This is a genomic window from Shinella sp. AETb1-6, from assembly GCF_009826875.1.
GTDB lineage: Bacteria > Pseudomonadota > Alphaproteobacteria > Rhizobiales > Rhizobiaceae > Shinella > Shinella sumterensis.
In genome coordinates this window covers 54,221-80,259 of sequence record NZ_WUMM01000011.1, presented here as the reverse complement: position 1 = coordinate 80,259, position 26,039 = coordinate 54,221, and the positions used below count along the sequence as shown (strand labels likewise).

23 protein-coding genes and 5 pseudogenes are annotated in these 26,039 nt (G+C 62.2%); 19 read left to right on the top strand and 9 right to left on the bottom strand.

Features of this window, described 5'->3' with window-relative positions; genetic code table 11:
• Positions 1 to 161 precede the first annotated feature (161 nt).
• The 3 genes from GR158_RS18945 to GR158_RS18935 all read left to right on the top strand — a co-directional run bounded on the left by GR158_RS18945 (position 162) and on the right by GR158_RS18935 (position 1,536).
• A complete protein-coding gene (locus GR158_RS18945; protein ID WP_133037251.1) occupies positions 162 to 560 on the top strand; it encodes a hypothetical protein in 399 nt (132 codons plus the stop codon).
• Between the two features lie 268 nt (positions 561 to 828).
• Complete coding sequence (locus GR158_RS18940) at positions 829 to 1,140, top strand: type II toxin-antitoxin system HigB family toxin (protein ID WP_133037252.1); 312 nt, start codon at positions 829 to 831, stop codon at positions 1,138 to 1,140.
• A gap of 15 nt (positions 1,141 to 1,155) precedes the next feature.
• Entirely contained in the window at positions 1,156 to 1,536 is a 381-nt protein-coding gene (locus GR158_RS18935; RefSeq protein WP_133037253.1) for a type II toxin-antitoxin system HigA family antitoxin, read from the top strand.
• 80 nt (positions 1,537 to 1,616) lie between these two features.
• Here the strand turns inward: GR158_RS18935 and GR158_RS18930 are convergent, their stop codons facing one another.
• Genes GR158_RS18930 through GR158_RS18920 form a run of 3 tightly spaced genes read right to left on the bottom strand, consistent with a single transcriptional unit; the run spans position 1,617 to position 7,064 of the window.
• Positions 1,617 to 4,877: an error-prone DNA polymerase gene (locus GR158_RS18930; protein WP_160872230.1), complete on the bottom strand. Its 3,261-nt coding sequence runs from the start codon at positions 4,875 to 4,877 to the stop codon at positions 1,617 to 1,619.
• Positions 4,874 to 6,388 carry a DNA polymerase Y family protein gene (locus tag GR158_RS18925; RefSeq protein ID WP_202402356.1) on the bottom strand — a complete coding sequence of 505 codons (1,515 nt, stop codon included), beginning with the start codon at positions 6,386 to 6,388 and terminating at the stop codon, positions 4,874 to 4,876. The genes GR158_RS18930 and GR158_RS18925 overlap by 4 nt, the downstream gene beginning before the upstream one ends.
• Positions 6,306 to 7,064 (bottom strand): ImuA family protein, encoded by a 759-nt coding sequence (locus GR158_RS18920; RefSeq protein WP_133037189.1) that lies wholly within the window; start codon positions 7,062 to 7,064, stop codon positions 6,306 to 6,308. Before GR158_RS18920 ends, GR158_RS18925 begins: the two co-directional genes overlap by 83 nt.
• Before the next feature lie 207 nt (positions 7,065 to 7,271).
• Between GR158_RS18920 and GR158_RS18915 the strand changes: the two genes are divergently transcribed.
• From GR158_RS18915 to arsH, 11 genes and pseudogenes are all read left to right on the top strand, one after another.
• Entirely contained in the window at positions 7,272 to 9,341 is a 2,070-nt protein-coding gene (locus GR158_RS18915; RefSeq protein WP_133037190.1) for an ATP-dependent helicase, read from the top strand.
• Between the two features lie 3 nt (positions 9,342 to 9,344).
• The gene (dinB, locus tag GR158_RS18910) at positions 9,345 to 10,469 is read left to right on the top strand and encodes a DNA polymerase IV (protein ID WP_133037191.1); all 1,125 of its coding nucleotides are present in this window, start codon (positions 9,345 to 9,347) and stop codon (positions 10,467 to 10,469) included.
• 91 nt (positions 10,470 to 10,560) lie between these two features.
• Positions 10,561 to 10,863 (top strand): annotated as a pseudogene (locus GR158_RS18905) (SOS response-associated peptidase); the annotation flags it as partial.
• 37 nt (positions 10,864 to 10,900) lie between these two features.
• On the top strand, positions 10,901 to 12,001 hold the full coding sequence (locus GR158_RS18900) for a tyrosine-type recombinase/integrase (RefSeq protein ID WP_133037275.1): 1,101 nt from the start codon (positions 10,901 to 10,903) through the stop codon (positions 11,999 to 12,001).
• Positions 11,985 to 13,928: a tyrosine-type recombinase/integrase gene (locus GR158_RS18895; RefSeq protein WP_160872165.1), complete on the top strand. Its 1,944-nt coding sequence runs from the start codon at positions 11,985 to 11,987 to the stop codon at positions 13,926 to 13,928. Before GR158_RS18900 ends, GR158_RS18895 begins: the two co-directional genes overlap by 17 nt.
• A 71-nt stretch (positions 13,929 to 13,999) precedes the next feature.
• Positions 14,000 to 14,353 carry a helix-turn-helix transcriptional regulator gene (locus GR158_RS18890; RefSeq protein WP_160872164.1) on the top strand — a complete coding sequence of 118 codons (354 nt, stop codon included), beginning with the start codon at positions 14,000 to 14,002 and terminating at the stop codon, positions 14,351 to 14,353.
• Positions 14,350 to 14,790, top strand: coding sequence for an arsenic resistance N-acetyltransferase ArsN2 (gene arsN2 / locus GR158_RS18885; RefSeq protein WP_160872163.1), 441 nt, complete (start codon positions 14,350 to 14,352; stop codon positions 14,788 to 14,790). The genes GR158_RS18890 and arsN2 overlap by 4 nt, the downstream gene beginning before the upstream one ends.
• Before the next feature lie 15 nt (positions 14,791 to 14,805).
• Positions 14,806 to 15,333 carry an arsenate reductase ArsC gene (locus GR158_RS18880; RefSeq protein ID WP_160872162.1) on the top strand — a complete coding sequence of 176 codons (528 nt, stop codon included), beginning with the start codon at positions 14,806 to 14,808 and terminating at the stop codon, positions 15,331 to 15,333.
• Complete coding sequence (gene arsB / locus GR158_RS18875) at positions 15,333 to 16,391, top strand: ACR3 family arsenite efflux transporter (RefSeq protein ID WP_160872161.1); 1,059 nt, start codon at positions 15,333 to 15,335, stop codon at positions 16,389 to 16,391. Before GR158_RS18880 ends, arsB begins: the two co-directional genes overlap by 1 nt.
• Before the next feature lies 1 nt (position 16,392).
• A pseudogene (gene arsC, locus GR158_RS18870) lies at positions 16,393 to 16,813 on the top strand (arsenate reductase (glutaredoxin)).
• Positions 16,788 to 17,516, top strand: a complete 729-nt coding sequence (gene arsH / locus GR158_RS18865) for an arsenical resistance protein ArsH (protein WP_160872160.1) — start codon at positions 16,788 to 16,790, stop codon at positions 17,514 to 17,516. Before arsC ends, arsH begins: the two are co-directional and overlap by 26 nt.
• On the opposite strand, the gene arsK is transcribed toward arsH, so the two are convergent.
• The gene (gene arsK, locus GR158_RS18860) at positions 17,508 to 18,752 is read right to left on the bottom strand and encodes an arsenite efflux MFS transporter ArsK (protein ID WP_160872159.1); all 1,245 of its coding nucleotides are present in this window, start codon (positions 18,750 to 18,752) and stop codon (positions 17,508 to 17,510) included. The genes arsH and arsK overlap by 9 nt on opposite strands.
• On the bottom strand, positions 18,718 to 19,086 hold the full coding sequence (locus GR158_RS18855) for a helix-turn-helix transcriptional regulator (protein WP_160872158.1): 369 nt from the start codon (positions 19,084 to 19,086) through the stop codon (positions 18,718 to 18,720). The genes arsK and GR158_RS18855 overlap by 35 nt, the downstream gene beginning before the upstream one ends.
• Before the next feature lie 43 nt (positions 19,087 to 19,129).
• Between GR158_RS18855 and GR158_RS18850 the strand changes: the two genes are divergently transcribed.
• The 3 genes from GR158_RS18850 (at position 19,130) to GR158_RS18840 (ending at position 20,399) form a co-directional block, all read left to right on the top strand.
• Entirely contained in the window at positions 19,130 to 19,645 is a 516-nt protein-coding gene (locus GR158_RS18850; protein WP_160872157.1) for a DUF6428 family protein, read from the top strand.
• Between the two features lie 197 nt (positions 19,646 to 19,842).
• Positions 19,843 to 20,142 (top strand): SOS response-associated peptidase family protein, encoded by a 300-nt coding sequence (locus GR158_RS18845; protein ID WP_371731761.1) that lies wholly within the window; start codon positions 19,843 to 19,845, stop codon positions 20,140 to 20,142.
• Positions 20,142 to 20,399 (top strand): hypothetical protein, encoded by a 258-nt coding sequence (locus GR158_RS18840; RefSeq protein WP_133037045.1) that lies wholly within the window; start codon positions 20,142 to 20,144, stop codon positions 20,397 to 20,399. The genes GR158_RS18845 and GR158_RS18840 overlap by 1 nt, the downstream gene beginning before the upstream one ends.
• Before the next feature lie 116 nt (positions 20,400 to 20,515).
• Here GR158_RS18840 and GR158_RS18835 read toward each other — a convergent pair whose 3' ends face one another.
• The 3 genes and pseudogenes from GR158_RS18835 to GR158_RS18825 form a co-directional block, all read right to left on the bottom strand.
• Positions 20,516 to 20,881 carry a hypothetical protein gene (locus GR158_RS18835; RefSeq protein ID WP_202402355.1) on the bottom strand — a complete coding sequence of 122 codons (366 nt, stop codon included), beginning with the start codon at positions 20,879 to 20,881 and terminating at the stop codon, positions 20,516 to 20,518.
• 152 nt (positions 20,882 to 21,033) lie between these two features.
• A pseudogene (locus tag GR158_RS18830) lies at positions 21,034 to 22,098 on the bottom strand (PQQ-dependent sugar dehydrogenase); the annotation flags it as partial.
• 422 nt (positions 22,099 to 22,520) lie between these two features.
• On the bottom strand, positions 22,521 to 23,312 hold the full coding sequence (locus tag GR158_RS18825) for a glucose 1-dehydrogenase (protein ID WP_160872155.1): 792 nt from the start codon (positions 23,310 to 23,312) through the stop codon (positions 22,521 to 22,523).
• Between the two features lie 232 nt (positions 23,313 to 23,544).
• On the opposite strand from GR158_RS18825, the gene GR158_RS18820 reads away from it, so the two are divergent.
• Together GR158_RS18820 and GR158_RS18815 are read left to right on the top strand one after the other, a co-directional pair.
• A complete protein-coding gene (locus GR158_RS18820) occupies positions 23,545 to 25,296 on the top strand; it encodes a recombinase family protein (protein WP_246665717.1) in 1,752 nt (583 codons plus the stop codon).
• Between the two features lie 10 nt (positions 25,297 to 25,306).
• A pseudogene (locus GR158_RS18815) lies at positions 25,307 to 25,411 on the top strand (ATP-binding protein); the annotation flags it as partial.
• A gap of 124 nt (positions 25,412 to 25,535) precedes the next feature.
• On the opposite strand, the pseudogene GR158_RS18810 reads toward GR158_RS18815, so the two are convergent.
• A pseudogene (locus GR158_RS18810) lies at positions 25,536 to 25,919 on the bottom strand (IS21 family transposase); the annotation flags it as partial.
• Between the last annotated feature and the right edge of the window lie 120 nt (positions 25,920 to 26,039).

The window sequence follows — 26,039 nt, the reverse complement described above, 5'->3', positions numbered from 1 at the left end:
GGCCATTAATTGGAGCAATAAATCAATGGGTTAGTTCCATAAGGTATGTTATGCGATATGATATAACGTTACGATATTCGCCTTAAAGGCGGTATCGGTAATTGATCCGCCACCCGCATTACTCTATGTTTTTCATCGACAATGGAATTCGGAGAAGCGATATGACCGAAGCGACCAAAGACCTCCCGCGCGCACCCAGGTTCTGGTGGGAAAAGACCCTCTTCGCGTTGGTCATCCTTCTGCCTTCGACGATCTATCCTTTCGCGACCGCGTTCAACTCCTCGATAACCCCCTTCGGCACGTCGCTGGTTGTCGCGGGCACCCTGATCGTCCTCCTCCTGCTTTCGATTTTTTGGGATATCGGGCCGACCTTCGTCGAAAAGGCCGAGGCTAGGTTCCAGAACCGTTACGCGGCGGACATCTATTCGATCCCGGTGACCTTCGACGCGAAGCCGACACTCGTGCCGGGCTTCTCCCGGCTGACAGCAATACGCGCTGACAATAGCCAGGCCATCGGCGCCTGGGCGTTGAGGTTCAACCACGGACGCCAGGTGGCATGAGGCCTCGTCATGGGCGACGAGCCGCCGCCCGCTTTGACGATCCGGTAGAGCCGATTTCCTGAAGTTTCTGATCGACGAGTGATTCACACGGCGCTCATGGCCGTGGCGCAGAACCGTGGCCATGTGCGTTTTCGTGTGGACTGGATGGGGTTGATCGGCAAGACCGACTGGGATTTTATGCGGCGCAAATTAGGATTCGGATACTGGTTTCCAAATTGGGAATTTTGAGCTTGTTTCCAGATTGGGAACGCGATATATAGGAGCCAACGTGAACGTTATCGCCAAGTCCGCGTTGGTCAATTTCTGGAGCGACCTGCCGAAAGGAGCGCCAAGAGAGACTGCTGAAGCGGCGATGACGGAATGGTATGCCACCGCATCAAAGGCAAGCTGGAGCAACTTCAGTGAGCTGAAGAAAACTTTCAACTCGGCCGACATCGTCGCGGGCAACAAAGTGATTTTCGACGTGGGTGGCAATAAATATCGCATTGTGGGTTTGGTCGCATTTCGGACGAAGCGGATTTTCGTTCTGTTTGTCGGGACGCATGCCCAGTATGACGCGATTGACGTCGCAAAACTCTGATGTGAGGAAGTCAACATGCTGAATTTGAAAGCTTTCCGAACCCTTCAGAGCGAAGACGAGTACAATGCCGCACTGAAGGAAGTTCGGCCGTATTTCGAGAACGAACCTGAGGAAGGCACTGAAGAAGCGGCTCATTTTGACGCGCTCGTTCTTCTGATCGAACAGTACGAAGGCAAAAACTTCCCGATCCCGGCTGCGAGCCCGGTGGAGGTGGTCAAGTCGGTGATGGCTGCTAACAACTACACGCGCGCGGATCTGGTAGCCGTTATCGGCTCTAAAGCGCGGGCTGCCGATCTTCTGAACGGCAAACGCGAAATCAATCTCGAACAGATTCGAAAGCTCAGCAAGGAATGGAATATTCCTGCTGGGTCTTTGATTGGAGACGTCGCTGCCTAGTAGGTAAGGCCTACAAGGCTCCTCGGCATCCGCTGCAACTGTGCTCGACTCTTTCCGCGGGAGTCGGCTTGAGGCTGCAACTAATGAAAATTCCGGCTCTTGACCTTCAGTCGATCGATGAGGAGGTCGGGGACGTAGATGTCGCGCGCGGGCGCCGCCGCCTTCGGCCGTTCGCGCGGATCCGGTGCGCCATTGCCGCGCGCGAACTCGTCGCACCGACCATGCGGCAAAGGAAACTGCTCATCCTGTTCTCCCAGCCGACCGAGGTCATCTGAGAGGTCGAACAGCCGCTGTGCAACAAGATGCACGACGTCCCCTTCCCGCTGGATTTTACCGTTGATCGCCATCATCGAAGCGGAGAGAAGAATGCGGCGCTGGCGCTCGAACAGCGTCGGCCAGACCACCGCGTTGACGATCCCTGTCTCATCTTCGAGGGTGAGAAACATCACGCCCTTGGCCGAGCCCGGCCGCTGGCGCACCAGCACGAGGCCGCCGGTCATCAGCCAGCGGCCATCGCGCTCGGCCATCGCCTCGGCGCATGTGACCATCCCCTTCTGGCGAAGGCCGTTGCGGAGAAAGGCGATCGGGTGCTGGCGGAGGGTGAGGCCGGTATGGGCGTAGTCCTCGACGACCTCGTGCCCTGCCCTCATCGAGGGCAAGGCGACCGAGGGCTCCTGCACTTCCGAGACCTGGCGCGTTTCGCGCTCGGCGGCCGCAGCCCAGAGTTCGAGCGGCTCGTCGCGCAGCCCCTTGATCGCCCATAGCGCATCGCGGCGCTGGAGCTGCAGCGACGGAAGAAACGCATCGGCTTCGGCGAGCTTCACCAGCGCGGCCGTGGGCACGCCGGACCGCCGCCAGAGATCGTCAGCGGAGGCGAAGGGGTCATCGGCGCGCGCAGCCACGATCCGGGCCGCGTCTCCGGTGGAGAGACCTTTTACCATCCGCATCCCGAGCCGGACGGCGCAAAGACGACTTCCTTCAATTGCCTCGAGCGTGCAGTCCCAGCGTGAAGCATTGATGCAGACCGGCCTAATCTCGACGCCGTGTTGGGCGCCATCCCTCACGATCTGCGCAGGCGCATAAAAACCCATGGGCTGTGAATTGAGGAGCGCGGCACAGAAGGCATCTGGATGATGGCATTTCACCCAGCTCGACGCATAGGCAATCAATGCAAAGCTGGCGGCATGGCTTTCCGGAAAGCCGTAGGAGCCGAATCCTTCGAGCTGCGAAAACGTCTGCTCGGCAAATTCGGCCGTGTAGCCGTTGTTGACCATCCCTGCCACGAGCTTGTCCTTGAATTTGCTGACCCCGCCGGAAAACTTGAAGGTCGCCATGGATTTCCGCAACTGGTCTGCCTCGCCGCCGGTGAAGCCAGCGCAGACCATTGCCACCTTCATCGCCGACTCTTGAAACAGCGGCACACCAAGCGTTTTCGACAGCACCGCCTCGAGTTCGGGCGTTGGATAGACGACCGGCTCCTTGCCCTCGCGCCTGCGAAGATAGGGATGCACCATGTCGCCCTGAATCGGCCCAGGCCGGACGATCGCCACCTGAACGACCAGATCGTAGAAGGTCTGAGGCTTCAGGCGCGGCAGCATGGACATTTGCGCCCGGCTTTCGATCTGGAAGGTGCCAAGGGTATCTGCCTTGCGGATCATCGCATACGTGCGTGAATCTTCCGATGGGATCGACGCGAGATCCCACACCTCGCCCTTGTGCTCGGCCATCAGCGAGAAGGCTTTCGCCATGCAGGTCAGCATACCCAAGGCCAACACGTCGACCTTCATGAATTTGAGCGCCTCGATATCGTCCTTATCCCATTCGATGACCTGGCGATCGTCCATGCGCGCCGGCTCGATCGGCACGAGATCGTCGAGCCTGTCATGGGTCAAGACGAAGCCGCCCGGATGCTGGCCGAGATGGCGCGGCGCGCCCATCAGCTGCTGCGCCAGCTCCAGCGTCAGCTTCAGGCGATAATCCGCTGCGTTGAGATTGTTTTCCCGAATCTGGCGTTCTGAGACCCCTTCCGACCAGCCCCAGACGCCCGACGACAGTTGCCCGATCATGTCCTCCGGCAGGCCGAGCGCCTTGCCGACGTCCCGCAATGCGCCTTTCGCGCGGTAGCGGGTGACGGTCGAGCAGAGCGCGGCCTTGCTGCGGCCATAGGTGTTGTAGATCCACTGGATGACCTCCTCCCTCCTCTCGTGCTCAAAATCCACGTCGATGTCCGGTGGCTCATCTCGCTCTTGGCTGATGAAGCGTTCGAAGAGGAGATCGTTGGTGTCGGGGTCGATCGAGGTGACGCCCAGGCAATAGCAGACGGCGGAGTTGGCGGCCGAGCCCCTGCCCTGGCACAAGATGCCTTTCGAGCGGGCGAAACGGACGATCGAGAAAACCGTCAGAAAATAGGGCGCATAGTTCATGACCCGGATCAGCTCCAGCTCGTCGCGCAAGGACTTTTGGACCTTGTCCGGAACGCCCTCGGGATAGCGATCTGCCGCACCTTCCCAGGTGAACTTGACCAGCGATTGCTGCGGATCGAGGCCGGGCACGATGGCTTCCTCCGGATACTGGTATTGTAGCTCCTTCAGGTCGAACTTGCAGCGCTCGACGATTTCGCGGCTGCGCGCCAGAGCTTCCGGGTATTCGGCAAACAGCCGGTGCATCTCTTCCGGCGCCTTGAGAAAGCGATCGGCGTGTCTTTCGCGGTCGAAACCGACATCATCGATTGTCGTGCGGGTGCGGATGCAGGTCACGACATCCTGGAGCTGGCGCCGGCTCGGTTCATGAAACAGCACGTCGTTGGTGACGACGGTGCGAACCTTAAAGCGGGCGGCCATGGTGGCGATGCCGTGCAGGCGCAGACGGTCGAGCGGCCGACGACGCAAGCAGAGGCTGACATAGGCCCTGTCGCCGAATAGTTCAGCCATCTTGCGAAGCTGCACACCACAGGCCTCGTCAGCTTCATCGGGCACCAGCACACCGATCATGCCAGCCGCGTGCTCGGCGACATCAGTGAAATCGATCAGGCACTTGCCCTTGCCGCCGCGCGCCTTCCCAAGCGACAGCAACCGCGTCAGACGCGAATAGGCCGGCCGGTCCATCGGATAGACGAGGATTGACATGCCGTCGGTCAGGTCGAGCCGACACCCGACGACGAGCCGAATGCCGGTGGCCTTGGCCGCCTCCCAGGCACGCACGATGCCGGCGAGGCTGTTGCGATCGACAACGCCGAGAGCGTCGATGCCGAGCGCGGCCGCCGTCGCGAACAGGTCGTCGGCGCTAGATGCCCCGCGCAGGAACGAAAAGTGTGTCGTGACCTGAAGCTCGGCGTATCTCATCCGAACACCCCATGAACGAACCACAGATGCGATCCGGTTTCCGGATCGATGCCGTCGCCGGCGCGATAGACCCAGTAACGCTCGCCAAGCTCGTCCTCGACCACGAAATAGTCCCTGACCGCCTGGAACTCGCGCGGTCGGCGCCACCATTCCCCAAAAATCCGTTCCGGGCCGTCGGCGCGCACAACTTTTCTGCGTTTGCCGCGCCACGTAAACACCGCCGGCGGCTGGTCAGGCAGCAGCGCGATGACCTCGATGCGCTCCGGATTTGCGAAAAGCCGGGTCGGCCGCGGCCATTTCACCGCCCAGGCCTCGCCGATGTCAGGCGCGGTCGCGGCGATGCGCCGGACCGAACGCTCCGGCACGTCGGAGGCAACGGGCGCGACACGAAACAGCCGGTGGCCGCGATTGCCGAGGATATCGACCAGTGGAGTGATGTCGGCGCCCTCCTCCTCGATCAGAAAGGAAGCGACCTGCCGTTCCTCCAGCGGCTCGGCGAAGACGGCGACCAGCACCAGCTTCTCAATGCCGAAACCGGGATCGATGGTCTCGATGCGGTCGCAGAGCAGCTTCGACAGGCGCGCCGGATCGCGGACCGGTTTAGCGAGACCAGCGCGAAGATGCTGCCGGGTGTTGTCGACGCGATGGATGAAGAGGTCGCAACGCCGTGCGCCAAGGCCGTCTTCGGCGAGGCGGTTCGAAAGCTGGCCGACCAGCCGGCGCACATATTTGGCGATGGTCTCGGGCGCGCCGATCGGCTCGGCAAAATTCTTCGCAACCTCGACCAATTCCGGCGTGCGGATCGGCTCGATCGGTTCGGCGATCCGTCCAAACATCTGATCCAGTCTTCGTCCAGGTTCCGGCCCGAACCGCAACATCAGCGGCGCGCGCGGCATCGCCGAAAGCTGGCCGACGGTGTCGATGCCGAGGACGCGGAGGCCCTGGACGGTCTCCGCTGGCAGCCGCAGCGCGACGATGGGCAGGTCGATGACCGCCTTCGTCACATTGTCCACCGGCACGACAGTCGTCTCTACGGCCAGCAGCCGGGCGAGCGCATGCGCCGCGCCCCAGGTGTCGGCGACAGCGGCGCGCGCCGTCAGCCCGCGGCCGCGCAGCATATTGACGAGGCCCGACACGAGCAGCGCTTCGCCGCCGTGCAGGTGATCAGCGCCTTCCGTATCGATGACGAGACCGTCGGCGCCGTCGACCGCAACGACGGGGCTATATTGCCGGAGTGCCCACAATGCCAGCCGCTCCAAGGCGGCGGCATCTTCGGCCGGGGCCGCATCCACCATGAGGAGATCGGCGACCATGGCCTGCGCCTTGCTCGCGGCCATGCCGATGCGCAGGCCGAGCTTCAGGGCCGTCGCATCGGCGGCGGAGATCCATCGCTTCGAACCGCGGCGCGCAATGACGACCAGTGGCTTGTTAGCCGGCAAGGCTTCGCCAGCGTGCCGTCTGATCCGCTCCGTCGCGAGCTGTGGGAAATAGATCGATACGACCCTGGGCATCGGGGGCTCCAATTTCAAATTCGGCGCATTCGCCGGCTTTCACGCGCATCAGTTCTGCGAGCCAGCGCGCCCTCCCGACGCCGGCAACAGGTAGTCTTTCCGACGGCAGGGTGCTGATGCGCCATCGCGTCGTCGAGGCGGTCGGCTGCCCATAATCCGATGCCTCGTTCTGTCGTCGCCATCGCCGCAGCACGATGCCCAGGGCGCCCGTCTTCTCGGCGGCGAGTTGCAGGCGACGCGACGCGGTCATCGGCAGACGGACAAGCTCGCCGACCACGACGGCAAGCCCGCCGAAAGACAATCCCTCCTCCATCGCCGATAGCGCCTCCTCTTCCCGATCGCTTTCGCAGAACACGACACGGTCCGGATGGAGTCCCGCCTGGGCGACCGCTGGGAAAAACAGATCCGGGCGCGTCATGCACCACAGAACCTTGCCGCGCGATCTCGCCGCGATGCCGGCAACGAACAGTGCCGCAGCAGCGCCATCGACCGTCCCTCCCCCGCCGCCGGCGACCTCGTGCAATGCCCCGAAGGCGAGCCCTCCCCCCGGCAGAGCCCGATCGACCTCGGCGACGCCGAAGGGCAGCACCTGCCTGGCGCGCTGCGGGCCGCCTTCAAGCTGCTCGATGCGCTCGCGAAGCTCTGCCAGCACGGGGTTGAGGGCATGATTGGCCACGGCAGAATTGTTGCTCCTTCAGGGTTTCCAGCGGTTCTTTAAGCTGATATGTTCATTATTTGTTCCGATTGCCCAACTGAGTCAATCGGGCCTCCGGTCCGGAAGTTGCCCCTCGGCTAAGTCGTTGAAGCGAATCCCTTAGCTGCATCAAGGAGATATCCACTGATCGGAGGGGTAGGAAATTTTTCTTAGGCATGCTGGGGACAAATGGCGGCGGCTCATCTCGAAAAACTCAACGACCGGCAACGGGAAGCCGTCGAGCACGGTATCGGCCTGCCGGATGGAAAGATCGGCGGCCCGCTGCTGATTATCGCCGGCGCGGGCAGCGGCAAGACCAACACGCTGGCGCATCGCGTCGCCCATCTGATCGTCAACGGCGCCGATCCGCGGCGCATCCTGCTGATGACGTTTTCGCGGCGGGCAGCATCCGAGATGGCGCGTCGCGTGCAGCGCATCTGCCGGCAGGTGCTCGGCGACAATGCCGCCATCATGACCGACGCGCTCGCGTGGGCCGGCACGTTTCATGGGATTGGGGCGCGGCTGTTGCGGATGTATGCCGAGCAGATCGGTCTCAGCGTCGATTTCACCATCCATGACCGCGAGGACAGCGCCGACCTGATGAACCTCGTCCGGCATGACCTTGGCTTTTCCGCCAAGCAGAGCCGGTTTCCTACGAAAAGCACCTGCATCGCTATCTATTCCCGCGTCGTCAATTCCGAGGCCTCGATCAAGGAGATCCTGAAATCGTCCTATCCGTGGGTGCTGGAATGGGAGGAAGAGCTGAAGCAGCTTTTTGCGGCCTATACAGAAGCGAAGCAGACGCAGAACGTCCTGGATTACGACGACTTATTGCTCTACTGGGCACAGATGGTTTCCGAGCCGGAGCTGGCCGAGGATGTCGGCAACCGTTTCGACCATATCCTCGTCGACGAATATCAGGACACCAATCGCCTGCAGGCGTCGATCCTGATGTCGCTGGCGCCCGGCGGCCGCGGCCTGACCGTCGTCGGCGACGACGCTCAGTCGATCTATTCCTTTCGCGCCGCGACCATCCGAAATATCCTGGATTTCCCGAAGGAATTCTCGCCGAAACCCGCCGACGTCATCACGCTCGACCGCAATTATCGCTCCACCCAGCCGATCCTGGCTGCGGCCAACGGCGTGATCGAGTTGGCACGCGAGCGCTATACGAAAAACCTCTGGACGGACCGCGCCTCCGAGCAACGGCCGATGCTGGTCACCGTCAAGGACGAGATCGACCAGGCCGCCTATATCGTCGAGCAGGTGCTGGCCAACCGCGAGATCGGCATGACGCTGAAGCAGCAGGCCGTACTGTTTCGAACCTCGAGCCACAGCAATGCGCTTGAGATCGAGCTCACGCGGCGGAACATTCCCTTTGTGAAATTCGGCGGCCTGAAATTTTTGGACGCGGCCCATGTGAAGGACATGCTGGCGGTCATGAGGTTTGCCCAAAACCCGCGAGACCGGGTTGCCGGCTTCCGGGTGCTGAAGCTGCTGCCCGGTATCGGGCCGCAGACGGCCGGCAAAATCCTCGACACGATCGCAAGCGATCCCGAGCCGTTACAGTCGCTCGCCGAAATTCCGCCACCCGCCAAGACCGGCGACGACTGGCCGGCCTTCGTCACGCTGGTCTCGGCGCTGCGAAAGGCGGAGGCAGGCTGGCCGGCGGAGATCGGCACGGTTCGGATGTGGTACGAGCCGCATCTCGAACGCATCCATGAGGATGCCGACACCCGCAAGGATGACCTGCTTCAACTCGAACAGATCGCCGGCGGCTATGCGAGCCGCGAACGCTTTCTCACGGAATTGACCCTGGACCCGCCCGATGCGACCAGCGACCAAGCCGGCGTGCCGCTCCTTGACGAAGACTATCTGATCTTGAGCACGATCCACTCGGCCAAGGGACAGGAATGGCGTGCCGTGTTCATGCTCAATGTCGTCGACGGCTGCATCCCGTCTGACCTTGGCACCGGCTCTACCCCTGAACTCGAGGAAGAACGCCGTCTGCTCTATGTCGGCATGACGAGGGCGCGCGACAGCCTCACGCTGATCACGCCGCAGCGCTTCTTCACGCACGGCCAGAATGCTCAGGGAGACCGCCATGTCTATGCGTCGCGCACCCGCTTCATACCGGCCACGCTCTTGCAGTTCTTCGAGACGGCAAGCTGGCCGAAGGTATCGGCTGCCGCCAGCGAGCGGAGCAGTCGCCAGGTTCGCGTCGATATCGGTGCGAGGATGCGATCGATGTGGAAATGAGCCATGCAGCCCGTCACTTCGGCCGAGCTAGAGGAACAGAAGCCAGATCGCGAGGAGCGCGTCCGGCGCATCATCCATGTGGACATGGATGCTTTTTACGCCTCCGTCGAGCAGCGCGATAATCCCGAGCTGCGTGGCAAGCCCGTTGCTGTCGGCGGCGCTGCCGCCCGCGGTGTCGTGGCCGCCGCAAGCTATGAGGCGCGCGCTTTCGGCGTTCGATCGGCCCTTCCATCGATCACCGCCAAGCGGCGCTGCCCGGACCTGATCTTCGTTCCGCCGCGCTTCGATGTCTATCGAGCCGTTTCGGCTCAAATCCATATGGTTTTCGCCGAGCATACCGATCTGATCGAGCCCTTGTCGCTCGACGAGGCCTATCTCGATGTCACCGACAACAAGCAGGGCATTCCGATAGCGACGGAGATTGCCACGAGAATCCGCGCCCGCATCAAGGAGATCACCGGGCTCAACGCCTCGGCCGGTATTTCGTATTGCAAGTTTCTGGCCAAGATGGCCTCCGACCTCAACAAACCCAATGGTCAGGCGGTCATCACGCCCAAGAACGGGCCGGCTTTCGTCGAGGGGCTTGCCGTCAAGAAATTCCACGGCGTGGGGCCGGCAACCGCCGCGAAGATGGAACGCCTCGGCGTCCTGACCGGCGCCGACCTCAAGGCGAAGTCGCTTGCTTTCCTGCAGGAGCATTTCGGGAAGTCGGGCGCCTGGTACTACAATATCTCGCGTGGCATCGACGATCGACCGGTCCGCCCGGATCGGGAGCGCAAGTCCGTCGGCGCCGAGGATACCTTCATGGCCGACCTCTTCGATCTGGATGCAGCGCGTGCGGAAATCTCCCCGCTCATCGACAAGGTCTGGCGGCATTGCGAGGCCAAGGACTTGCATGGCCGTTCCGTCACCCTGAAGGTGAAATATGCCGACTTCCAGATCATCACGCGAAGCAAAACCGAAGCCACGCCGTTCGGATCGGTCGCGGAGATCGTGGCGACAGTGCAGAAGCTCCTCGCCCCCTTGTTTCCGACGGCGAAAGGGATCCGCCTTCTCGGCGTGACCCTGTCCTCGTTTGGCGACGAAACCGCGAGCGGACCTGCCGATCAACTTCAGTTGGAGATCTAGGCGTACCTCTCCTCGCCGGCCGCATCGAAATCCGCAGCCTCCGCGCTAGATTACTCTCAAACCGCGACGCCGCCGACCTGCCGGAGGGACCATGTGCAACGATTACAGGCTGATGGTCGAACTGGCCTCGGTCATCGAGGAGTTCGAGCACCTCAAGATCAAGATCCGCTTCCCCGAGGGCAGGCCCAACATCGAAGCGCGCGAGGATATCAGGATCACCGACACGGCGCCCATCGTTCGCACGGTGGAAAGCGAGCGCGGAGTTGGCGAGCTTGTCCAGCGGCGCTGGAGCTGGCCGGGACCGAGCAAGAAGCCGGTCTACAATTTCCGGTCGGAGGGTCGCGAGTTCGCCTCGAACCGGGCTTTGATCCTCAGTGATGGGTTCTATGAATTTATGTGGACACTTTGGAGGGCTCTGACGGGAGGTAACGATGCATATCGTTCGGCGACGGGAGCACAACCAATATGAGTTAGTCGACGAGACCGGCGTCGCCGATCCGCTTGCGGCCAGCTTTGCGACCGGCCTTATTGGTCGAGGCTGCTCGCCGCATACTGTGGCGGCCTACCTTTACGACCTTCGGCTTTTCTACCGTTTCCTTGCGGACACAGGCATTACGCTCTCCAGCTTCCGTATCGCGCATAGCGTAGAACTCCTAGCTTGGCTCGGCGCGGTCCCGTGTCCCCGTGCAAGGATCACCTCCTTTCCTTCAGCAGTGCGCACAACATTGTCGCCAACCAGCATCAACCGGGCGATGGCGGCAATATCGAGCTTTTTTGACCACCTCGCGCTGGCCGACCTTGCTGGCGTCGACCGCAATCCTCTTGCAACGACGCAGGAACTGGCGCGCGGCGGTATCGCGCGCAGGCGCGCCCGCGGCGCACGACGATTGAAGCGCGTCGAGCGCGTACCGCGGCCAATGACACGCGAACAGGTGGACAAACTGCTCGACGTGATCGACCGGCCGCGGGATCGGGCAATGATCCTCGTCATGCTTCAGGGTGGCCTCAGGCCCGGCGAGGCACTAAACCTGCAGCTCGACGATATCGAATATGGTCGTCGGCGTGTCACCGTACGGCATCGCACCGACCACCCGAAGGGTGTTCGCACAAAAAGCCGAACCGAGCGCGTTGTTGACGTTCACGAGCCGGAAGCGCTCGCAGCTATAAGCCGGTATGTTCTTGAGGAACGTCCCCAGAATGCGCCCACACGCCATCTCTTTCTGGTCTGCGGCAAGGGCAAACACGCCAATGAAGCGCTCAGCTATGCGGCGCTCGTCAAGATGTTCAAACGACGCTGTGCGGCCGCAGGCCTGACGGAGCCCTGGATCACACCACATGCACTCCGCCATACGCATGCGACCTGGCTGTGGGAGGGCGGTATGCGCGAACTCGCCCTGCAAAAGCGGCTGGGCCATGCGTCGTTCGAGTCCACGAGAACCTACACGCGCGTCAGTGACGCCGCGATGCTGGAAGATTACCGCCGCGCCCTCTCCAAGAGATGTGAGGAGCAAGCCGATGCTGAGCAGGACTGAAGAAGCGCCAGAGCGAGGCCACGCGCTCGACGCTTATCGCGCATTTCTTGGGGGCGATCAGCGAGGGCTGTATCAGCGGATGTACCACGCGCGCCATTTCGCGCGGCTCTATCCCGACCTCGATCAATGGACCGCTGCGCCTCTCGAAGAGCGCATCGGCTCGAGTGCAGTCCACCGAGGCGCTGGCTGGGCGCGCGTCAAGGGCCGCCAGTACATCTACTTTCTCGTGTCGATTGGCCGGATCGAGCTGGACTGGGCCTGGATTCTCGCGGTCGGCTGCCACTTCCTGGACGGCATCCTATCGGCGCGTGCCGTGGCCCTGGAAAGGCGGCTTTCTGACCGACTGGAACAGCTCGGTTTCAGTTCTCCGGAACGCAGTATTCCCCGGCCCTTCCGATACTTCTATTTGCGCTATGGCGAGGCTTTCCTCACCCCCGATCGACGGCATTTCGAGGAGTTTGCCGCCGCTTCCGCAGAGCTGTTGAGCCGACCCGATCTGGCAGATTTCGTCGACGTCGAGCACCTTCAACGCCGTTACAGGGTTTTGCACGCTCATTGCCACTTGATGCATCTCGCTCTCTACCATGAGGGCTTGATGCCGACGCCTCCACAGCGCACGCGCATCGAGCCGACGAAGCACCGGGTAAAGCCTGCGATGGCCGCACTTCTAAAGCGATACCGGGAAACCCGAGAAGCAACCGGGGCGAGGCCCACCACGGCTGTCAGGTATGAGGCGTACGGACGTCACCTTGCTGACTGGCTGTGGGACAATCATCCCGAGGTGAGTTCGTTTGCGGAACTGACGCGAGAGCAGATCTTGCAGTATGCCAAGAGTTTGGTCGATCAAGGGGCGTCGGTCGATTCCAGGCTTTCGCGGCTCTCGGGCCTTTCCGTCATGTTCCACGATGCAACTGCATGGGAATGGCCGGGCGCCCCGCTCCGGCCCCTCCTCGGAGCGCGTGATCTGCCAAGGCGGGTCACCCGGATGCCCCGCTTCATCCCGAGCAAGGATCTCGAGCTTCTAATGGAGGCCGTTCGCAACCTGTCCGACATCTACCAGCGCGTAGCGCTGATCGTTGCACGCTGGAGCGGAGCGCGCCGATCGGAGATCACTCGTCTCGAACTGGATTGCCTCGATGCCTACCAGGATGGAACGCCAAGGCTGCGCATTCCCGCCGGCAAGACCGGAAAGGAGCGATTGATCCCCCTTCATCCCGAAGCGGCGGCCGCTATCCGGGAACTGCAAGCCCTCGATCCACCTGGGCGCGGGTTTGCCGATGAGCGAACCGGCATCGTCGTGAGGCGCCTGTTTTCTACAAAGGGACGGTGCCTCTCTGCTCACTTCCTGTTTGCAGAATCCTTGCATATGGCCTGCCAGGCGGCCGGTCTTCTGGACAACGAAGGCAAGCCAAAATACTCGGCACACCGGTTTCGTCACACCATTGGAACGGAACTGATCGAAGGCGGCGCCCGGGTCCATACAGTCATGAAGATGCTCGGGCATACGAGCACGGGCATGACCCTGGTCTATGCCCATCTTAGCGATGCCAGCGTACGCCAGGACTATATGAAGGTACTTGGCCCGGGAGCAGTTGTCGCCGGCTCGCTTGCGGAAGCGCTCAGGACAAGGGCCATGCCCGAAGACTCCCTCGCCTGGCTGAAGACAAATTTCTTCCGAACGGAATTGGAACTCGGTCACTGCCTTCGCCTTCCCGAAGAAGGACCATGCGAATGCGACATGTACCTCACCTGCGCGAAGTTCGTCACGACTCCGGAATACGCACCGCGTCTGCGTGAACGACGCCTTCGCGAGATGGCCCTTACGGACGACGCGCAGGCCAAGGGGTTTCAGCGGGAGGCGGAGCGTCACGAATGCACGCGCTGTCGCATCGAACAATTGCTCACCGAACTCGGCGAGCAATGGTGATCCGAGGCTTGATCTTGATCGCGGCCACCACGAAGGCTTGACACAATCAATATATCCAATAATCTGGATGTATGGATAGCAATTCAGCGATAGCGGCGCTCGGCGCCTTGGCCCAGTCCACGCGGCTGGAGACCTTCCGGCTTCTCGTTCGGCACGAGCCTGACGGAATCTCGGCTGGTGAACTGGCCCGCCTCATCGACGTGCCGCAGAACACCATGTCTGCGCACCTCGCGACGCTGTCCCGGGCGGGCCTGGTCACGAGCGAGCGGCGGAGCCGGTCGATCATCTACAGGGCGGATCTCAATGGCTTGCGCGATCTGACGCTCTTCCTTCTCAAGGATTGCTGCGGCGGATCGACGGAGCTTTGCGCCCCGCTCATCGCCGAACTGACGCCCTGCTGCGGCCCGGAGGCGACGCTGTCATGAGCACGATCCAGTTGGAGCAGGTCGCGGGCAACGACGTCAACCTCAAGCTGGCCTTGGCAGATGCCCATCTGCCGACCGATGACATCGAAGATAACGGGCGGACCTTCTTCAAAGCGCTGTCATTGGATGGCCGTATCATTGGCTTCTCAGGTATCGAGCACTGTGGTGGCGATTTTCTCCTCCGTTCGGTTGTCGTGCTTCCCGATCAACGCGGACAAAGCCTCGGAGGCATCTTGGTCGAGCAGACATTGGCCGGCCTCGACCGCGGTGGCGACGTCTTCCTCGCGACGACGAGTGCAGCGCCGTTCTTCGCGCGCCTCGGATTTTCTGAAGTGCAGCGGGCCAGCGTGCCCGCAGCGGTGCTGGCAACACGCCAGCTTTCCTCCATCTGCCCATCGTCGGCGACCATCATGAGGCTTACCAGGCCGCCGACCTAACCACGGATCACGACCATGACCGACAAGACCTACAACGTGCTGTTCCTCTGCACGGGCAATTCCGCTCGTTCTATTCTCGCCGAGTCCATCCTCAACAAGGAGGGCGGCGGACGCTTCAAGGCATATTCCGCCGGCAGCCAGCCGAAGGGCGAGGTCAATCCGCACGCCCTGAAGGAGCTGGAAGCGCTCGGCTACCAGTCGACGGGCTTCTCGTCGAAGAACTGGGACGTGTTCGCGGTGTCTGGCGCGCCGCAGATGGATTTCATCTTCACCGTCTGCGACAGCGCCGCCGGCGAAGCTTGCCCGGTTTGGATCGGCCATCCGATGACCGCGCATTGGGGTGTCGAGGACCCGGCTGCCGTCGGCGGAACCGAAGTCGAGATCCAGCGCGCCTTCGCCCAGGCCGCGCGGTTCCTCAAGAACCGGATCGCGGCCTTCGTCAGCTTGCCGCTGGAATCCATCGACCGCCTGGCGCTTGAGACGAAGCTCCGTCAGATCGGCACGATGGAAGGCTCGACCGCGCCGCAGGGAAAGTCCGCCTGATGTCCACCTTCGAGCGTTACCTGACCATCTGGGTGTTCCTGTGCATCGTCGCCGGCGTTGCCCTCGGCCATCTCATGCCCGGTCTCTTTCAGATCATTGGCGCGGCCGAGATCGCCAAGGTGAACATTCCCGTTGCCATCCTGATCTGGCTGATGATCATCCCGATGCTGCTGAAGATCGATTTCCGGTCGCTGGCGCAGGTCGGCACCTTCTGGCGCGGCATCGGCGTGACCCTGATCATCAACTGGGCGGTCAAGCCGTTCTCCATGGCGCTGCTCGGCTGGCTCTTCATCGGCTGGCTTTTCCGCCCCTACCTGCCTGCCGACCAGATCGACTCCTACATCGCCGGCCTGATCATCCTCGCCGCCGCTCCCTGCACGGCCATGGTCTTCGTCTGGAGCAACCTGACGCGCGGCGAGCCGTTGTTCACCCTCTCGCAGGTCGCGCTGAACGATGCCATCATGGTCGTCGCCTTCGCGCCGATCGTCGGCCTGCTGCTCGGCCTCTCCGCCATCACCGTGCCGTGGGACACCCTCGTTCTCTCCGTCGCCCTCTATATCGTCGTGCCCGTTATTATCGCGCAGGTCATCCGTGGCCACCTCACGGCTGACGGAACGACCCGGGCGCTGGATGGCGTGCTTGCCAGATTGCAGCCGATCTCGCTGGTTGCGCTGCTCGCGACGCTCGTTCTTCTCTTCGCCTTTCAGGGTGAGCAGATTATCGCCCAACCCGCCGTCATCGGCTTGCTCGCCGTGCCGATCCTGATCCAGGTCTATCTGAACTCCGGCCTTGCCTACCTCTTGAACCGGATGACCGGCGAGCGGCATTGCGTTGCAGGTCCGTCGGCGCTGATCGGCGCCAGCAACTTCTTCGAACTGGCGGTCGCCGCCGCCATCAGCCTGTTCGGTTTCCAATCCGGCGCGGCACTGGCGACTGTCGTCGGTGTGCTGATCGAAGTCCCGGTCATGCTCTCCGTCGTCTGGATCGTGAATCGCTCGAAGGATTGGTACGAGGCCGCCCCCGCTATCTCCCGAACCACCGTTACCGAAAGGCACTGACATGGACGCCACGATCTACCACAACCCCGCCTGCGGAACATCCCGCAACACGTTGGCGCTGATCCGCGCTGCGGGGATCGACCCTGTTGTCATCGAGTATGTGCGGAACCCACCGACGCGCGAGCAGCTTGCAACGATGATCGCGGATGCTGGCTTGACCGTTCGGGAAGCCATTCGCGAGAGAGGCACGCCCTATGCTGAACTTGGGCTCGACAATCCGGACCTGACCGACGAGCAACTGCTCGACGCGATGATCGAGACGCCGATCCTCATTAACCGCCCCTTTGTCGTGACACCCCTCGGCACCAAGCTCGCTCGCCCGTCCGAGGTGGTGCTCGATATCCTGCCCGATACCTTCAAGGGGCCGTTCTTCAAGGAAGATGGCGAGCATTCTCAATGAGGAAGGGAAGCGCATTGCCTGATACATTCCCCGCATTGCAGGTCGATCACCTGCACTCGACCGATCTCGACGCCCTGCGTCCCGCATTCTCGACGCACAAGCCCCGCATCCTCATCCTCTACGGTTCCCTGCGCGAGGTTTCGTATAGTCGCCTGCTCGCGTTCGAGGCTCGTCGACTACTTGAACGGCTCGGGTGCGAAGTCCGGATATTTGACCCGAAGGGCCTGCCGCTTCCTGACGAAGCGCCGGTGGGCCATCCGAAGGTGCAGGAGCTGCGTGAGCTTTCGCAGTGGTCGGAGGGGCAGGTCTGGGTGAGCCCGGAACGCCACGGCGCGATGACCGGCATCATGAAGTCGCAGATCGACTGGATCCCGCTCTCGGTCGGATCGGTCCGGCCGACGCAGGGCAAAACGCTCGCCGTCATGGAGGTCTCGGGCGGTAGCCAGTCCTTCAATGCCGTGAACCAGATGCGCATTCTCGGCCGCTGGATGCGGATGATCACGATCCCGAACCAATCCTCGGTCGCCAAAGCCTATCAGGAGTTCGACGCCGATGGCCGGATGAAGCCCTCGTCCTATTATGACCGAGTGGTTGATGTCTGCGAGGAACTGGTGAAGTTCACCATCCTTACGCGCGATGCGTCCGCCTATCTCACCGACCGCTACAGCGAGCGGAAAGAACAGGCGGCCGAGCTTGAGAAGCGCGTGTCGCTGCGGTCAATTTGACGGACTCGGCGCGGCGACGAGGCTCCGCTTCGTCGCCATTGCAACCGCGACAAACCCCGCGACGCCGATGGTGCCGAGGGCTGCACTCAAGGCCAGCGACGTGCCTATGCCGAACTGCTCCATCGTCGCCGCGAACACAAAGGGCGCGGCGGCGCCGGCGGCCAGTCTTGCCGCCGCCATCTTGCCGGTCAGCGCGCCGTATCCGTCAGAGCCGAACAGGTAGAGCGGCAAGCTGCCCTGGGCGATGCTGTTGATGCCAGACCCGAGGCCGAGGCAGATCGAGAAAGCGACCGCGCCGGGGAGCCAGTTGCCCGACAGTGCCAGGATGACGACGCTCAGTACCATGAGGGCGGCGGAGACCACGGCAAGGCCGGGCGGCGCGAGGCGCGTTCCGAAGATCATGTTGATCAGGCGGCTGAGAACCTGCGCCGGGCCGAACAGCGAACCGATGACGACGGCGGCACTGCCGAAGCCGAGCGTTCCGAGCATCGGCACCATATGCGCCAGCATCGCTCCAAGGGTGAAGCCGAGCAGCGCGAATGCGGCCGACACGGCAAGGACCGCGCCGCGGCGGCGCTCGCGCGGAATGGCACCGACGACGGGCTCGCGCACCGGCCTTAGTCCGCCGGCCGCGGCGACCTTCCCCTTCCGCATGATCCAGATGTGGAGCGGCATGCAGACACCAAGGTTTAGCCCGGCATAGACGAGGTAAATTTCCCGCCAGGAGAGATAGCCGAGCAGCATGGTGGCGATCGGCCAGAAGATCGTCGAGGCGAAGCCGGCGATCAGCGTGAGATAAGTGATGCTCCGAGATGCGGACCGGGGATCGGCTTCCACCAGCGCCGCGAAGGCGGCCTGGTACTGGACCATGCCGGACGAGATTTCCAGAAGAACGATGGCAAGGGCGAAGATCGCGACCGACGGCGACCACGCACAAAGGATCAAGGTTAGGGCGGACAGCGCCGAGCCGATGGCCATCACCGTCGCTGCGCCAATGCCGTCCATCTTCCGGCCGATATAGGGTGCCGACAATCCGCCAACGAAGAGCGAAGCGGAGAAGATGGCGAAGACCTGCGCAACGGTGATGCCGAGATCCACAGCGATGCCGGGCGCCAGGATGCTGAAGCTGTAGTAGAGCGTGCCGTAGCCGATGATCTGGGTCAGGCCGAGCGCGGCGACAATGCCGATGGGAACGTTCGGATCACGCAACGACGTCGCCCTCGCTGCGGGCACCATCCGCCTTGCAGCAGCCTTCCGAGCGTTCGACACTCTCGCGGATGGCCGGATGCCCCGCGCAGCAGTCCTCCATCAGGAACTTCACGAGATCGGCCAGGGCGTCGTAGCTGGCGCTATAGACGATCGAGCGGGATTCCCGGCGCTGAGCGATGAGGCCTGAACGTTCCAACTCCTTTAGGTGGAAGGACACGTTCGAAGGCGAGACGCCCATGCGCTCGGCGATCAGCCCGGCGGCCAGTCCGTCCGGCCCGGCGACGACCAGAGTGCGCACGATGGCGAGGCGGGTTTCCTGCGACAGGGCCGCGAATGACGTGAGGGCTTGACGCTCGTCCATGTTTCAATAATCCTTGAATCATTGAAGAATAGGAGTAACGCACATGAATGCGATCGACAAGGCGGTTTCGTCCGACATCACGCTTGGTCAGCTTCTCGAAAGGCTGGCGGCCGCGCCGGATGCGCCGCTGGTGTTCGTCTATGACGGGCAACCGGTGAAGGCGGGCTACCATGTCACCGAGGTCAAGGCGGGCGCGTTCTCGGCGCTCGACTGCGGCGCCAATCCCGAAGCCTGGTCCGAGATGTTCGTCCAGCTCTGGGATATCGACGAGGACGGCCGGAGCCACATGCCGGCGGGCAAGTTCTCCGCGATCATCCGCAAGGTTTCCGACCACGTCCGGCTCGATCCGGCGGCCAAGCTCACCTTCGAGATCAGCGATGGAAACCGGCCGATGGCCCTCTATTGCGCATCGTCGCCGCACCTCGCTGGAGATCGGTTCGAGGTCGTGCTCGTCGCGCGGCCGTCGAGCTGCAAGCCGCGTGATCGCTGGCTCGTCGAGAAGGCTACGGCAGGTTCTTGCTGTGGTCCAGCGGCCAGCACTTCAAAGTGCTGCGCATGAGCTGTGACCTCTTTTTACGGTCAACAACGAAACTTTGAATGCCGCAGCCGGCCTTAGCGGCGCCGTGACGGCATGATGTTTTCAGGTGCCAAATTTGCTATGATTTCCCATCGAGGTCCGCCGTGCTGCGCTAGATTTGAAGGCTTCGCACGGCGGACCTCGCCACAAACGCCGCGAGAAAAAAAAAGAGTGTCCACATAACTGAGTTCACGGATCCGACCGAGAAAGGGAAGAAGCGCAAGGACAAATGGCTGTTTCGGAAGGTCGGGGAGCCGGTCTTCGCCATTGCCGGCATTTGGCGCGAGACGGAGGAGGTCGGCGAGGCCTTCACCATGCTCACGATGGAACCCGGTCCCGATATCGCACCCTACCACGACCGCCAGATCGTCATCCTCGAGCGCGAGGCATGGGCGGATTGGCTAGATCCCTCCGTTTCCGCCAAGACGCTGATCAAGCCGCTGCCGGCCGGCTCCCTGTCCGCGGAGCAGGTGGGCTGATGCGCTTCTCCTTCCCGCATAGTCACGCCTTTCCCGGCGGCGAGGTCCGCGTCGAAGATGCGGAGGCTGCGGAAGGGATGTGCGTGGTCGAGTTCGGCGACGGGATCGCCATGATCGGAGAATGGCATCCGGACGGCGACGACATCCACCTTTCGGTCCCGGCCTATCGCACGGCCCGCAGCACGGATGTCGAGGCTCGCCGGTGGCGGCTGGTCAAGGACAAGGCGGGATCCTGGCGTTCGCGGCGATCCGTGTGACCGTACCCTGCGGCGGCCCCTTCCCGAAATGACGAAGGGCGCTCGACCCTTTCGGGGAGCGCCCTTCTGACCCGGACGACTGCGAACGCGCGACGGATATCGTCGCTGCAGGCAGGTCATCGATGACGGGCAGTGAGCGATAGATGGGGAAAGGCATCCGGGAAATCAAGGCCGTCGGGATTGCCGGTCGCCTGCAGCGGCGCATCGAGGCACGCATCGCAGATACCGCAGCCGTCATCGTCCATCGCCTGACCTGCCTGCCCGCAACAGATGCAGGCAGCCGCAGCGCGGGCAGCGTGGTCGCACCTGTGCGGCAGCAGGATCTCGGCCGCGGCGTCAAAAAGGGTATCGATGGGAATTGTCTTCATCGCGGTCGTCTCCAACGATCTTGAGCACAGATAGGAGCGCTCAAAATCTTTGCAATGGTAGGGCAAAGGCGCGGGGAACCTTTGAATTTCCGGGACGGTTTTCTCTCGAACCATCGGCACATCCGGAGCAGCTTCGTGAAACTCGCCACCTATAACGTCAACGGCATCAACGGCCGGCTTCCCGTCCTCCTGCGATGGATGGAGGAATGCGTGAACGGTTTCGGTTTGTCCGCATCGGGATCATCGACGACGACGACGTAGGATTTCGCTTCCTTGGGCCCCTCCCACTCCAGCGCTGGCGAGGCATTGTCGCCGTCGGCTGCATACTGGAGCGGTATCCGCTGGTTCGCTGGAAACGCGCTCCGAACCGCAAGAACCTTCGAGGCCCTCGCCTCAACAAGCTCGATCGCTATTTTCGACGCCGGTTTTTCCGCAACGACGTTGGGGATGGTCTTGGCATCGTTTGCCGAGCCCTGCGGCTTGCCTTCGTAGCGCACGCGATAGACAATACCGTTGCTGTCGTCGGCAACGAAAAGGGCGCCGTCCTTACTCACGGCGACGCCCGTCAAGCGGCCGAGATAACCGTATTTCCCATTTTCCTGGTGAAGTAGAAAGCCTTCGAGGAAACGCTCGAAGGCGACAGGCCTGCCATTTTCGAAATTGATGCGGACCACCTCGTACCCACTCGGCGGTCGGCGGTTCCAGGAGCCGCGCATGGCCACAAAGGCATCACCACGATAATCGTCAGGGAAGGCATTGCCGTCGTAAAATGCCATCTGCATCGGCGCGCTGTGCGGCGTGTATCCGAGCAAGGGCTCGGTCGACTGCCTCGCCCAGTCTTCCAGAGAAATGCCTTCCGGCGGATCGATATGCGGATTGAGGCCGCTCTTGCCGTAGACATAGGGCCATCCGTACTTTTTTCCCTGCTCGAGAACGTTGAGTTCCTCGATCTGCACCTCGTCGCCAAGCCAATCGATGCCATGGTCGACGCCATAAAGCGCGCCGGTGCTCGGCTCCCAGTCGAAGCCGATGGTGTTTCTCAGGCCGCTTGCGAAGATCGTGCGGCTCTTGCCGTCCTTGCTGGCGCGCAAGAGCGCGGCGTTCTCGGGGTTGTCCTCCTGGCATTCGTTGCAGGTGCTGCCCGAGGAGATGTAGAGCATGTCGTCCGGTCCGATGCCGAGCGTGCGGTTCGCATGTTGGCCGGCATCCGGGAGATCGTTGATGATGCGCGTAAGAGGGCCGAACGTGCCGTCGTCGTTGACGTCGGCTGTATAGACATCGTGGATGGTGACGAGGAAGACCGTGTCTCCGTCGAAGGCGATACCGTGCATTCCCGGCCGACTGGCGACCGTTACAGCGCCGTCGGCTACGCCATCGCCATCGCCGTCTTTCAGCATGACGACATCGCCGACAGAGCGGCGGGTGGCGTAGAGCACGCCGGCATCCGAAACGGCAAGCATACGCGGATTGACAAGGTCGCGCGCAAAAACCTCGACCTTGAAACCGTCCGGTGCCTTGATAAGGCCCGTAAGCTTGTCGTCGTCGGTAATTTGAATTTTTTCAGGCTCAAGGATCGAGCCTTCGATGACGACGTCCGATGCGCGGCCAACCTCACCCTTGACTTGCGCAAGCGCGCCCGCCGGTGGGATCAACAGCAGAGCACAGGCAGACAGGCGTAGTCCCGGGAAGGATTTCATGTGCAGGCTCCAGTTAACGTGGCGAGACGATGCGTATTCAGAGGTGGCAAGCCGGCTCAGATCATGATCTCGCCGCCCGTGACGGGGATCACTGCGCCCGTCATGTAGCTGCCGAGGTCGGAGGCGAGCAGGACGAAGGCCCCGGCGAGTTCGGCCGGCTGGCCGGCGCGACCGATGAGGGATTGCTTGCCGAAAGCCTTCGTTTTCTCGGGCGACATGGTCGAGGGAATGAGCGGCGTCCAGATCGGTCCCGGCGCGACGGCATTCACACGGATTCCCTTGTCGGCGACCATTTCGGCGAGCCCCGCGGTGAAATTCGAGATCGCCCCTTTCGTCGCTGCGTAGGCGAGAAGATGGGGCGAGGGCTGGCGAGACTGGATAGAGGTCGTGTTTATGACGGCGCTGCCGGGCTTCATGTGGGGAATGGCTGCGCGTGCCAGGAAGAACGGCGCATAGATGTTGGTCCGGAACGTCCGGTCCCATTCCTCGGTGCTGATATCGCCGATATCCGCATAGGTCCGCTGAAAAGCGGCATTGTTCACGAGGATATCGAGCTGGCCGAAGGCTTCCAGACACTGACGCACGAGGTGACGGCAATGTTCCTCGCTTGTGATGTCCCCTGGAAGGACCATGGCTTTGCGTCCCGCGTCCTCGACCCAGCGCGCGGTCTCATTGGCGTCCTGCTCCTCGCTCAAATAGGAAATCACGATATCGGCGCCCTCGCGGGCGAAAGCGATGGCGACTGCCCGGCCGATACCAGAATCCGCGCCCGTGATCAGCGCCACTTTCCCACTGAGGCGCCCTGCCCCGGTGTAACTCTTCTCGCCGTGGTCAGGAATCGGCTTCATCTCATTCGTCAGACCCGGCGGAGACTGCTGCCGCTCCGGTTGGGGAGGTGTTGGTTATCAGCCTCGACGCCTCCCGGTTGGCTCGCAACAATCGTGATTGGCATCAACTCCTCGATCTGTGCGCATTGTTCGGCGTCATCATCGCTGACGGCGAGCGGCTCTACGACCCCTGCGCTTACCACGACCGCTTGTTGCTGGGTTTGTCCGGCATCAACTCCTCGATCTGTGCGCATTGTTCGGCGTCATCATCGCTGACGGCGAGCGGCTCTACGACCCCTGCGCTTACCACGACCGCTTGTTGCTGGGTTTGTCCGGCATCATGAGCGAGGCGGAGCTGCACCAGATCAAGCAGCGCCTTCATCAGGGTGAGCGCCAGAAAGCGGCACGCGGCGAACTGCGTCTTTGCCTTCCCGCCGGTTTAGCTCATGGCCCCGCGGGCCAGATCATTCTCAATCCCGATGAGGAAGTGCAGGCAAGGCTCAGCCTGGTCTTCAGCAAGTTCCGCGAACTGGGAAGCGCGCGGGCGGTGATGCGCTATCTCCAAAAAGAGAATTTGCCATTGCCTATGCGCCCTCTGCGTGGTCCAGCGCCGCACGAAGTCGTCTGGCAAGAGGCCAGCAACCCTCGGGTGCTCAGCATTCTCCATAATCCCGGCTATGCTGGGGCCTATGTTTATGGTCGGCGACGGCTCCATGGCGGGCGTCTTCGCCAGGACGTTTATCGTCCGCGGACAGTCAAGGTCCCCATCGAAGACTGGGAGGTCTGTTTGCAAGCGGCTCATCCTGGTTACATCGGCTGGGAGGAGTTCATGGAGAACCAGAGGCGATTGGAAAACAACATCAACCGCTACGAAGCCGGGCATTCCGGTGCGCCGCGCAAGGGTGCCGCACTGCTGCAGGGCATCGCCGTCTGCGGTCGGTGCGGTCGCCGGATGAGCCTGCGCTATAGCGGTCCCGCGGCGAACTATCCCGTCTATACATGTCGCGCTGACCGCGGTCACGACGGAGGGCCTTTATGCCAGGAAATACGTGCATTGCCGGTGGATGCGCGTATTGAACGCATCCTGCTCGAGGCCCTGACGCCGGACAGGATCGCCATTGCCGTTGCGGCCCTGGGCGAGATCGAAGAAGAAACCCGCCAGCTTGAGCGACAGTGGGCCCTACGGCGCGAACGGGCGCGCTATGAGGCTGAGCGGGCACGACGGCAATATGATGCGGTCGAACCGGAAAACCGTCTGGTGGCCCGCTCGCTGGAACGTGGATGGGAAGAAAAGCTGCGTGCGGCCGAGGCCATCGAGCAGGATTATGAACGGTGGCGACGAGACGAACCCTTGGTCCTCAGCGAAGTCGATCGCGAGAGTTTGCTGGTGCTCGGGGAAGATTTGCCCGGCCTCTGGCATGCCCTGTCGACCACGCCGGCCGAGCGGAAGAGCATCCTGCGTCTCATCATCTGTGAAGTCGTCCTCGACCAGAAACGCCTGCACGGACAGGTCTGGTTCAAAATCCTGTGGCAAACGGGCGCGACGAGCGAACACTCTGTCCAGAGGCGCGTTCACACCTATGGCGACTATATCGATATCGACAAATTGCGGGTACGCGTGACGGAGCTGAACGCCGCGGGCAAAATGGACAAGGAAATCGCCTCGGCGTTGAACGCGGAAGGCTTCCTTGCGGCACGAAATTGCGCCTTCACGGGTGAGAATGTCTGGCTTCTGCGCAAACGCTGGGGCCTTCCAACCGTCAAGATCAACGGGAAAAGTTCCAATCCCATCCAGTGGCCGGACGGGACCTACTCCGTCCAAGGGGCAGCCGCAGCTCTGGGCATCACGCCGCAGGTCATCTTCGACTACCTTGCCCGCGGATGGCTCAAGGGGCGCCAACTCACGAAGGGCCAGCCATGGCAAATCGAACTCTCGGACAGCCAGATCAGCGCGCTGCGGGAACGGATCGCACGCAACAGGCGATCAAGGAAGGAGGCATTATGACATCTTCTGTGATGCCAAGATGACGACAGCGCTGCTCGACCGCCTGACACATCACTGCGAGATCGTGGAAACCGGAAACGAATCCTGGCGCTTCAAAAACCGCTCTCAAAGCTAAGCCGAAGATACCCATCACCCGCACTTGGCCTACCCTCTGCAACCCCGGCCAGCGCCGGGCAGGCCAAGCGCTGATCGCCTACAGGGGGGTGAAGATTGGACGCCGATAAGGGGTCAATATTCCGCGCCGGTTGACACACGCCGCCGATCACAACCATAGCCTCGCCAAAATCGGCCTGTGCGTGCCCGGCCGGGTGCGCCAGCGGCACGAACATCTCCTGGCCGCGCCGCGCCCGGTCGCGCATGTAGTCCTTGATGATCGTGTAGCCGCCGGTAAACCCGTGCTCGTCGCGCAGCCGGTCGAACACCCGTTTGGCAGTATGACGCTGCTTGCGCGGGACCGCACGGTCCGCCTCAAGCCACTGATCGATGATCGCAATGAACGCGTCCAGCTTCGGGCGTCGCACCGGAGCCTGCCGCCGATAGCCGGGCGGAACCGAATACGCCATCATCTTGCGAACCGTGTCGCGCGATATGCCAAAATGCCTGGATGCCTCGCGCTGGCTCATGCCCCCGTCGCAAGCTACGCGAACCTTCAGATACAATTCCACGGTGTAGATCCCTCGTCCCTCCCTGCGCCACGCAGAAGGGAAATAGGTGGCCGGATTTTACGCCGCCCGCAGCCGGAC

Coding starts and splice junctions, on each gene's coding strand:
- GR158_RS18945 (WP_133037251.1), top strand. CDS start 162: ATGACCGAAGCGACCAAAGACCTCCCGCGCGCACCCAGGTTCTGGTGG.
- GR158_RS18935 (WP_133037253.1), top strand. CDS start 1,156: ATGCTGAATTTGAAAGCTTTCCGAACCCTTCAGAGCGAAGACGAGTAC.
- GR158_RS18930 (WP_160872230.1), bottom strand. CDS start 4,877: ATGAGATACGCCGAGCTTCAGGTCACGACACACTTTTCGTTCCTGCGC.
- GR158_RS18925 (WP_202402356.1), bottom strand. CDS start 6,388: ATGCCCAGGGTCGTATCGATCTATTTCCCACAGCTCGCGACGGAGCGG.
- GR158_RS18915 (WP_133037190.1), top strand. CDS start 7,272: ATGGCGGCGGCTCATCTCGAAAAACTCAACGACCGGCAACGGGAAGCC.
- dinB (WP_133037191.1), top strand. CDS start 9,345: ATGCAGCCCGTCACTTCGGCCGAGCTAGAGGAACAGAAGCCAGATCGC.
- GR158_RS18900 (WP_133037275.1), top strand. CDS start 10,901: ATGCATATCGTTCGGCGACGGGAGCACAACCAATATGAGTTAGTCGAC.
- GR158_RS18895 (WP_160872165.1), top strand. CDS start 11,985: ATGCTGAGCAGGACTGAAGAAGCGCCAGAGCGAGGCCACGCGCTCGAC.
- GR158_RS18890 (WP_160872164.1), top strand. CDS start 14,000: ATGGATAGCAATTCAGCGATAGCGGCGCTCGGCGCCTTGGCCCAGTCC.
- arsN2 (WP_160872163.1), top strand. CDS start 14,350: ATGAGCACGATCCAGTTGGAGCAGGTCGCGGGCAACGACGTCAACCTC.
- GR158_RS18880 (WP_160872162.1), top strand. CDS start 14,806: ATGACCGACAAGACCTACAACGTGCTGTTCCTCTGCACGGGCAATTCC.
- arsB (WP_160872161.1), top strand. CDS start 15,333: ATGTCCACCTTCGAGCGTTACCTGACCATCTGGGTGTTCCTGTGCATC.
- arsH (WP_160872160.1), top strand. CDS start 16,788: ATGAGGAAGGGAAGCGCATTGCCTGATACATTCCCCGCATTGCAGGTC.
- arsK (WP_160872159.1), bottom strand. CDS start 18,752: ATGGTGCCCGCAGCGAGGGCGACGTCGTTGCGTGATCCGAACGTTCCC.
- GR158_RS18855 (WP_160872158.1), bottom strand. CDS start 19,086: ATGGACGAGCGTCAAGCCCTCACGTCATTCGCGGCCCTGTCGCAGGAA.
- GR158_RS18850 (WP_160872157.1), top strand. CDS start 19,130: ATGAATGCGATCGACAAGGCGGTTTCGTCCGACATCACGCTTGGTCAG.
- GR158_RS18840 (WP_133037045.1), top strand. CDS start 20,142: ATGCGCTTCTCCTTCCCGCATAGTCACGCCTTTCCCGGCGGCGAGGTC.
- GR158_RS18835 (WP_202402355.1), bottom strand. CDS start 20,881: ATGGTTCGAGAGAAAACCGTCCCGGAAATTCAAAGGTTCCCCGCGCCT.
- GR158_RS18825 (WP_160872155.1), bottom strand. CDS start 23,312: ATGAAGCCGATTCCTGACCACGGCGAGAAGAGTTACACCGGGGCAGGG.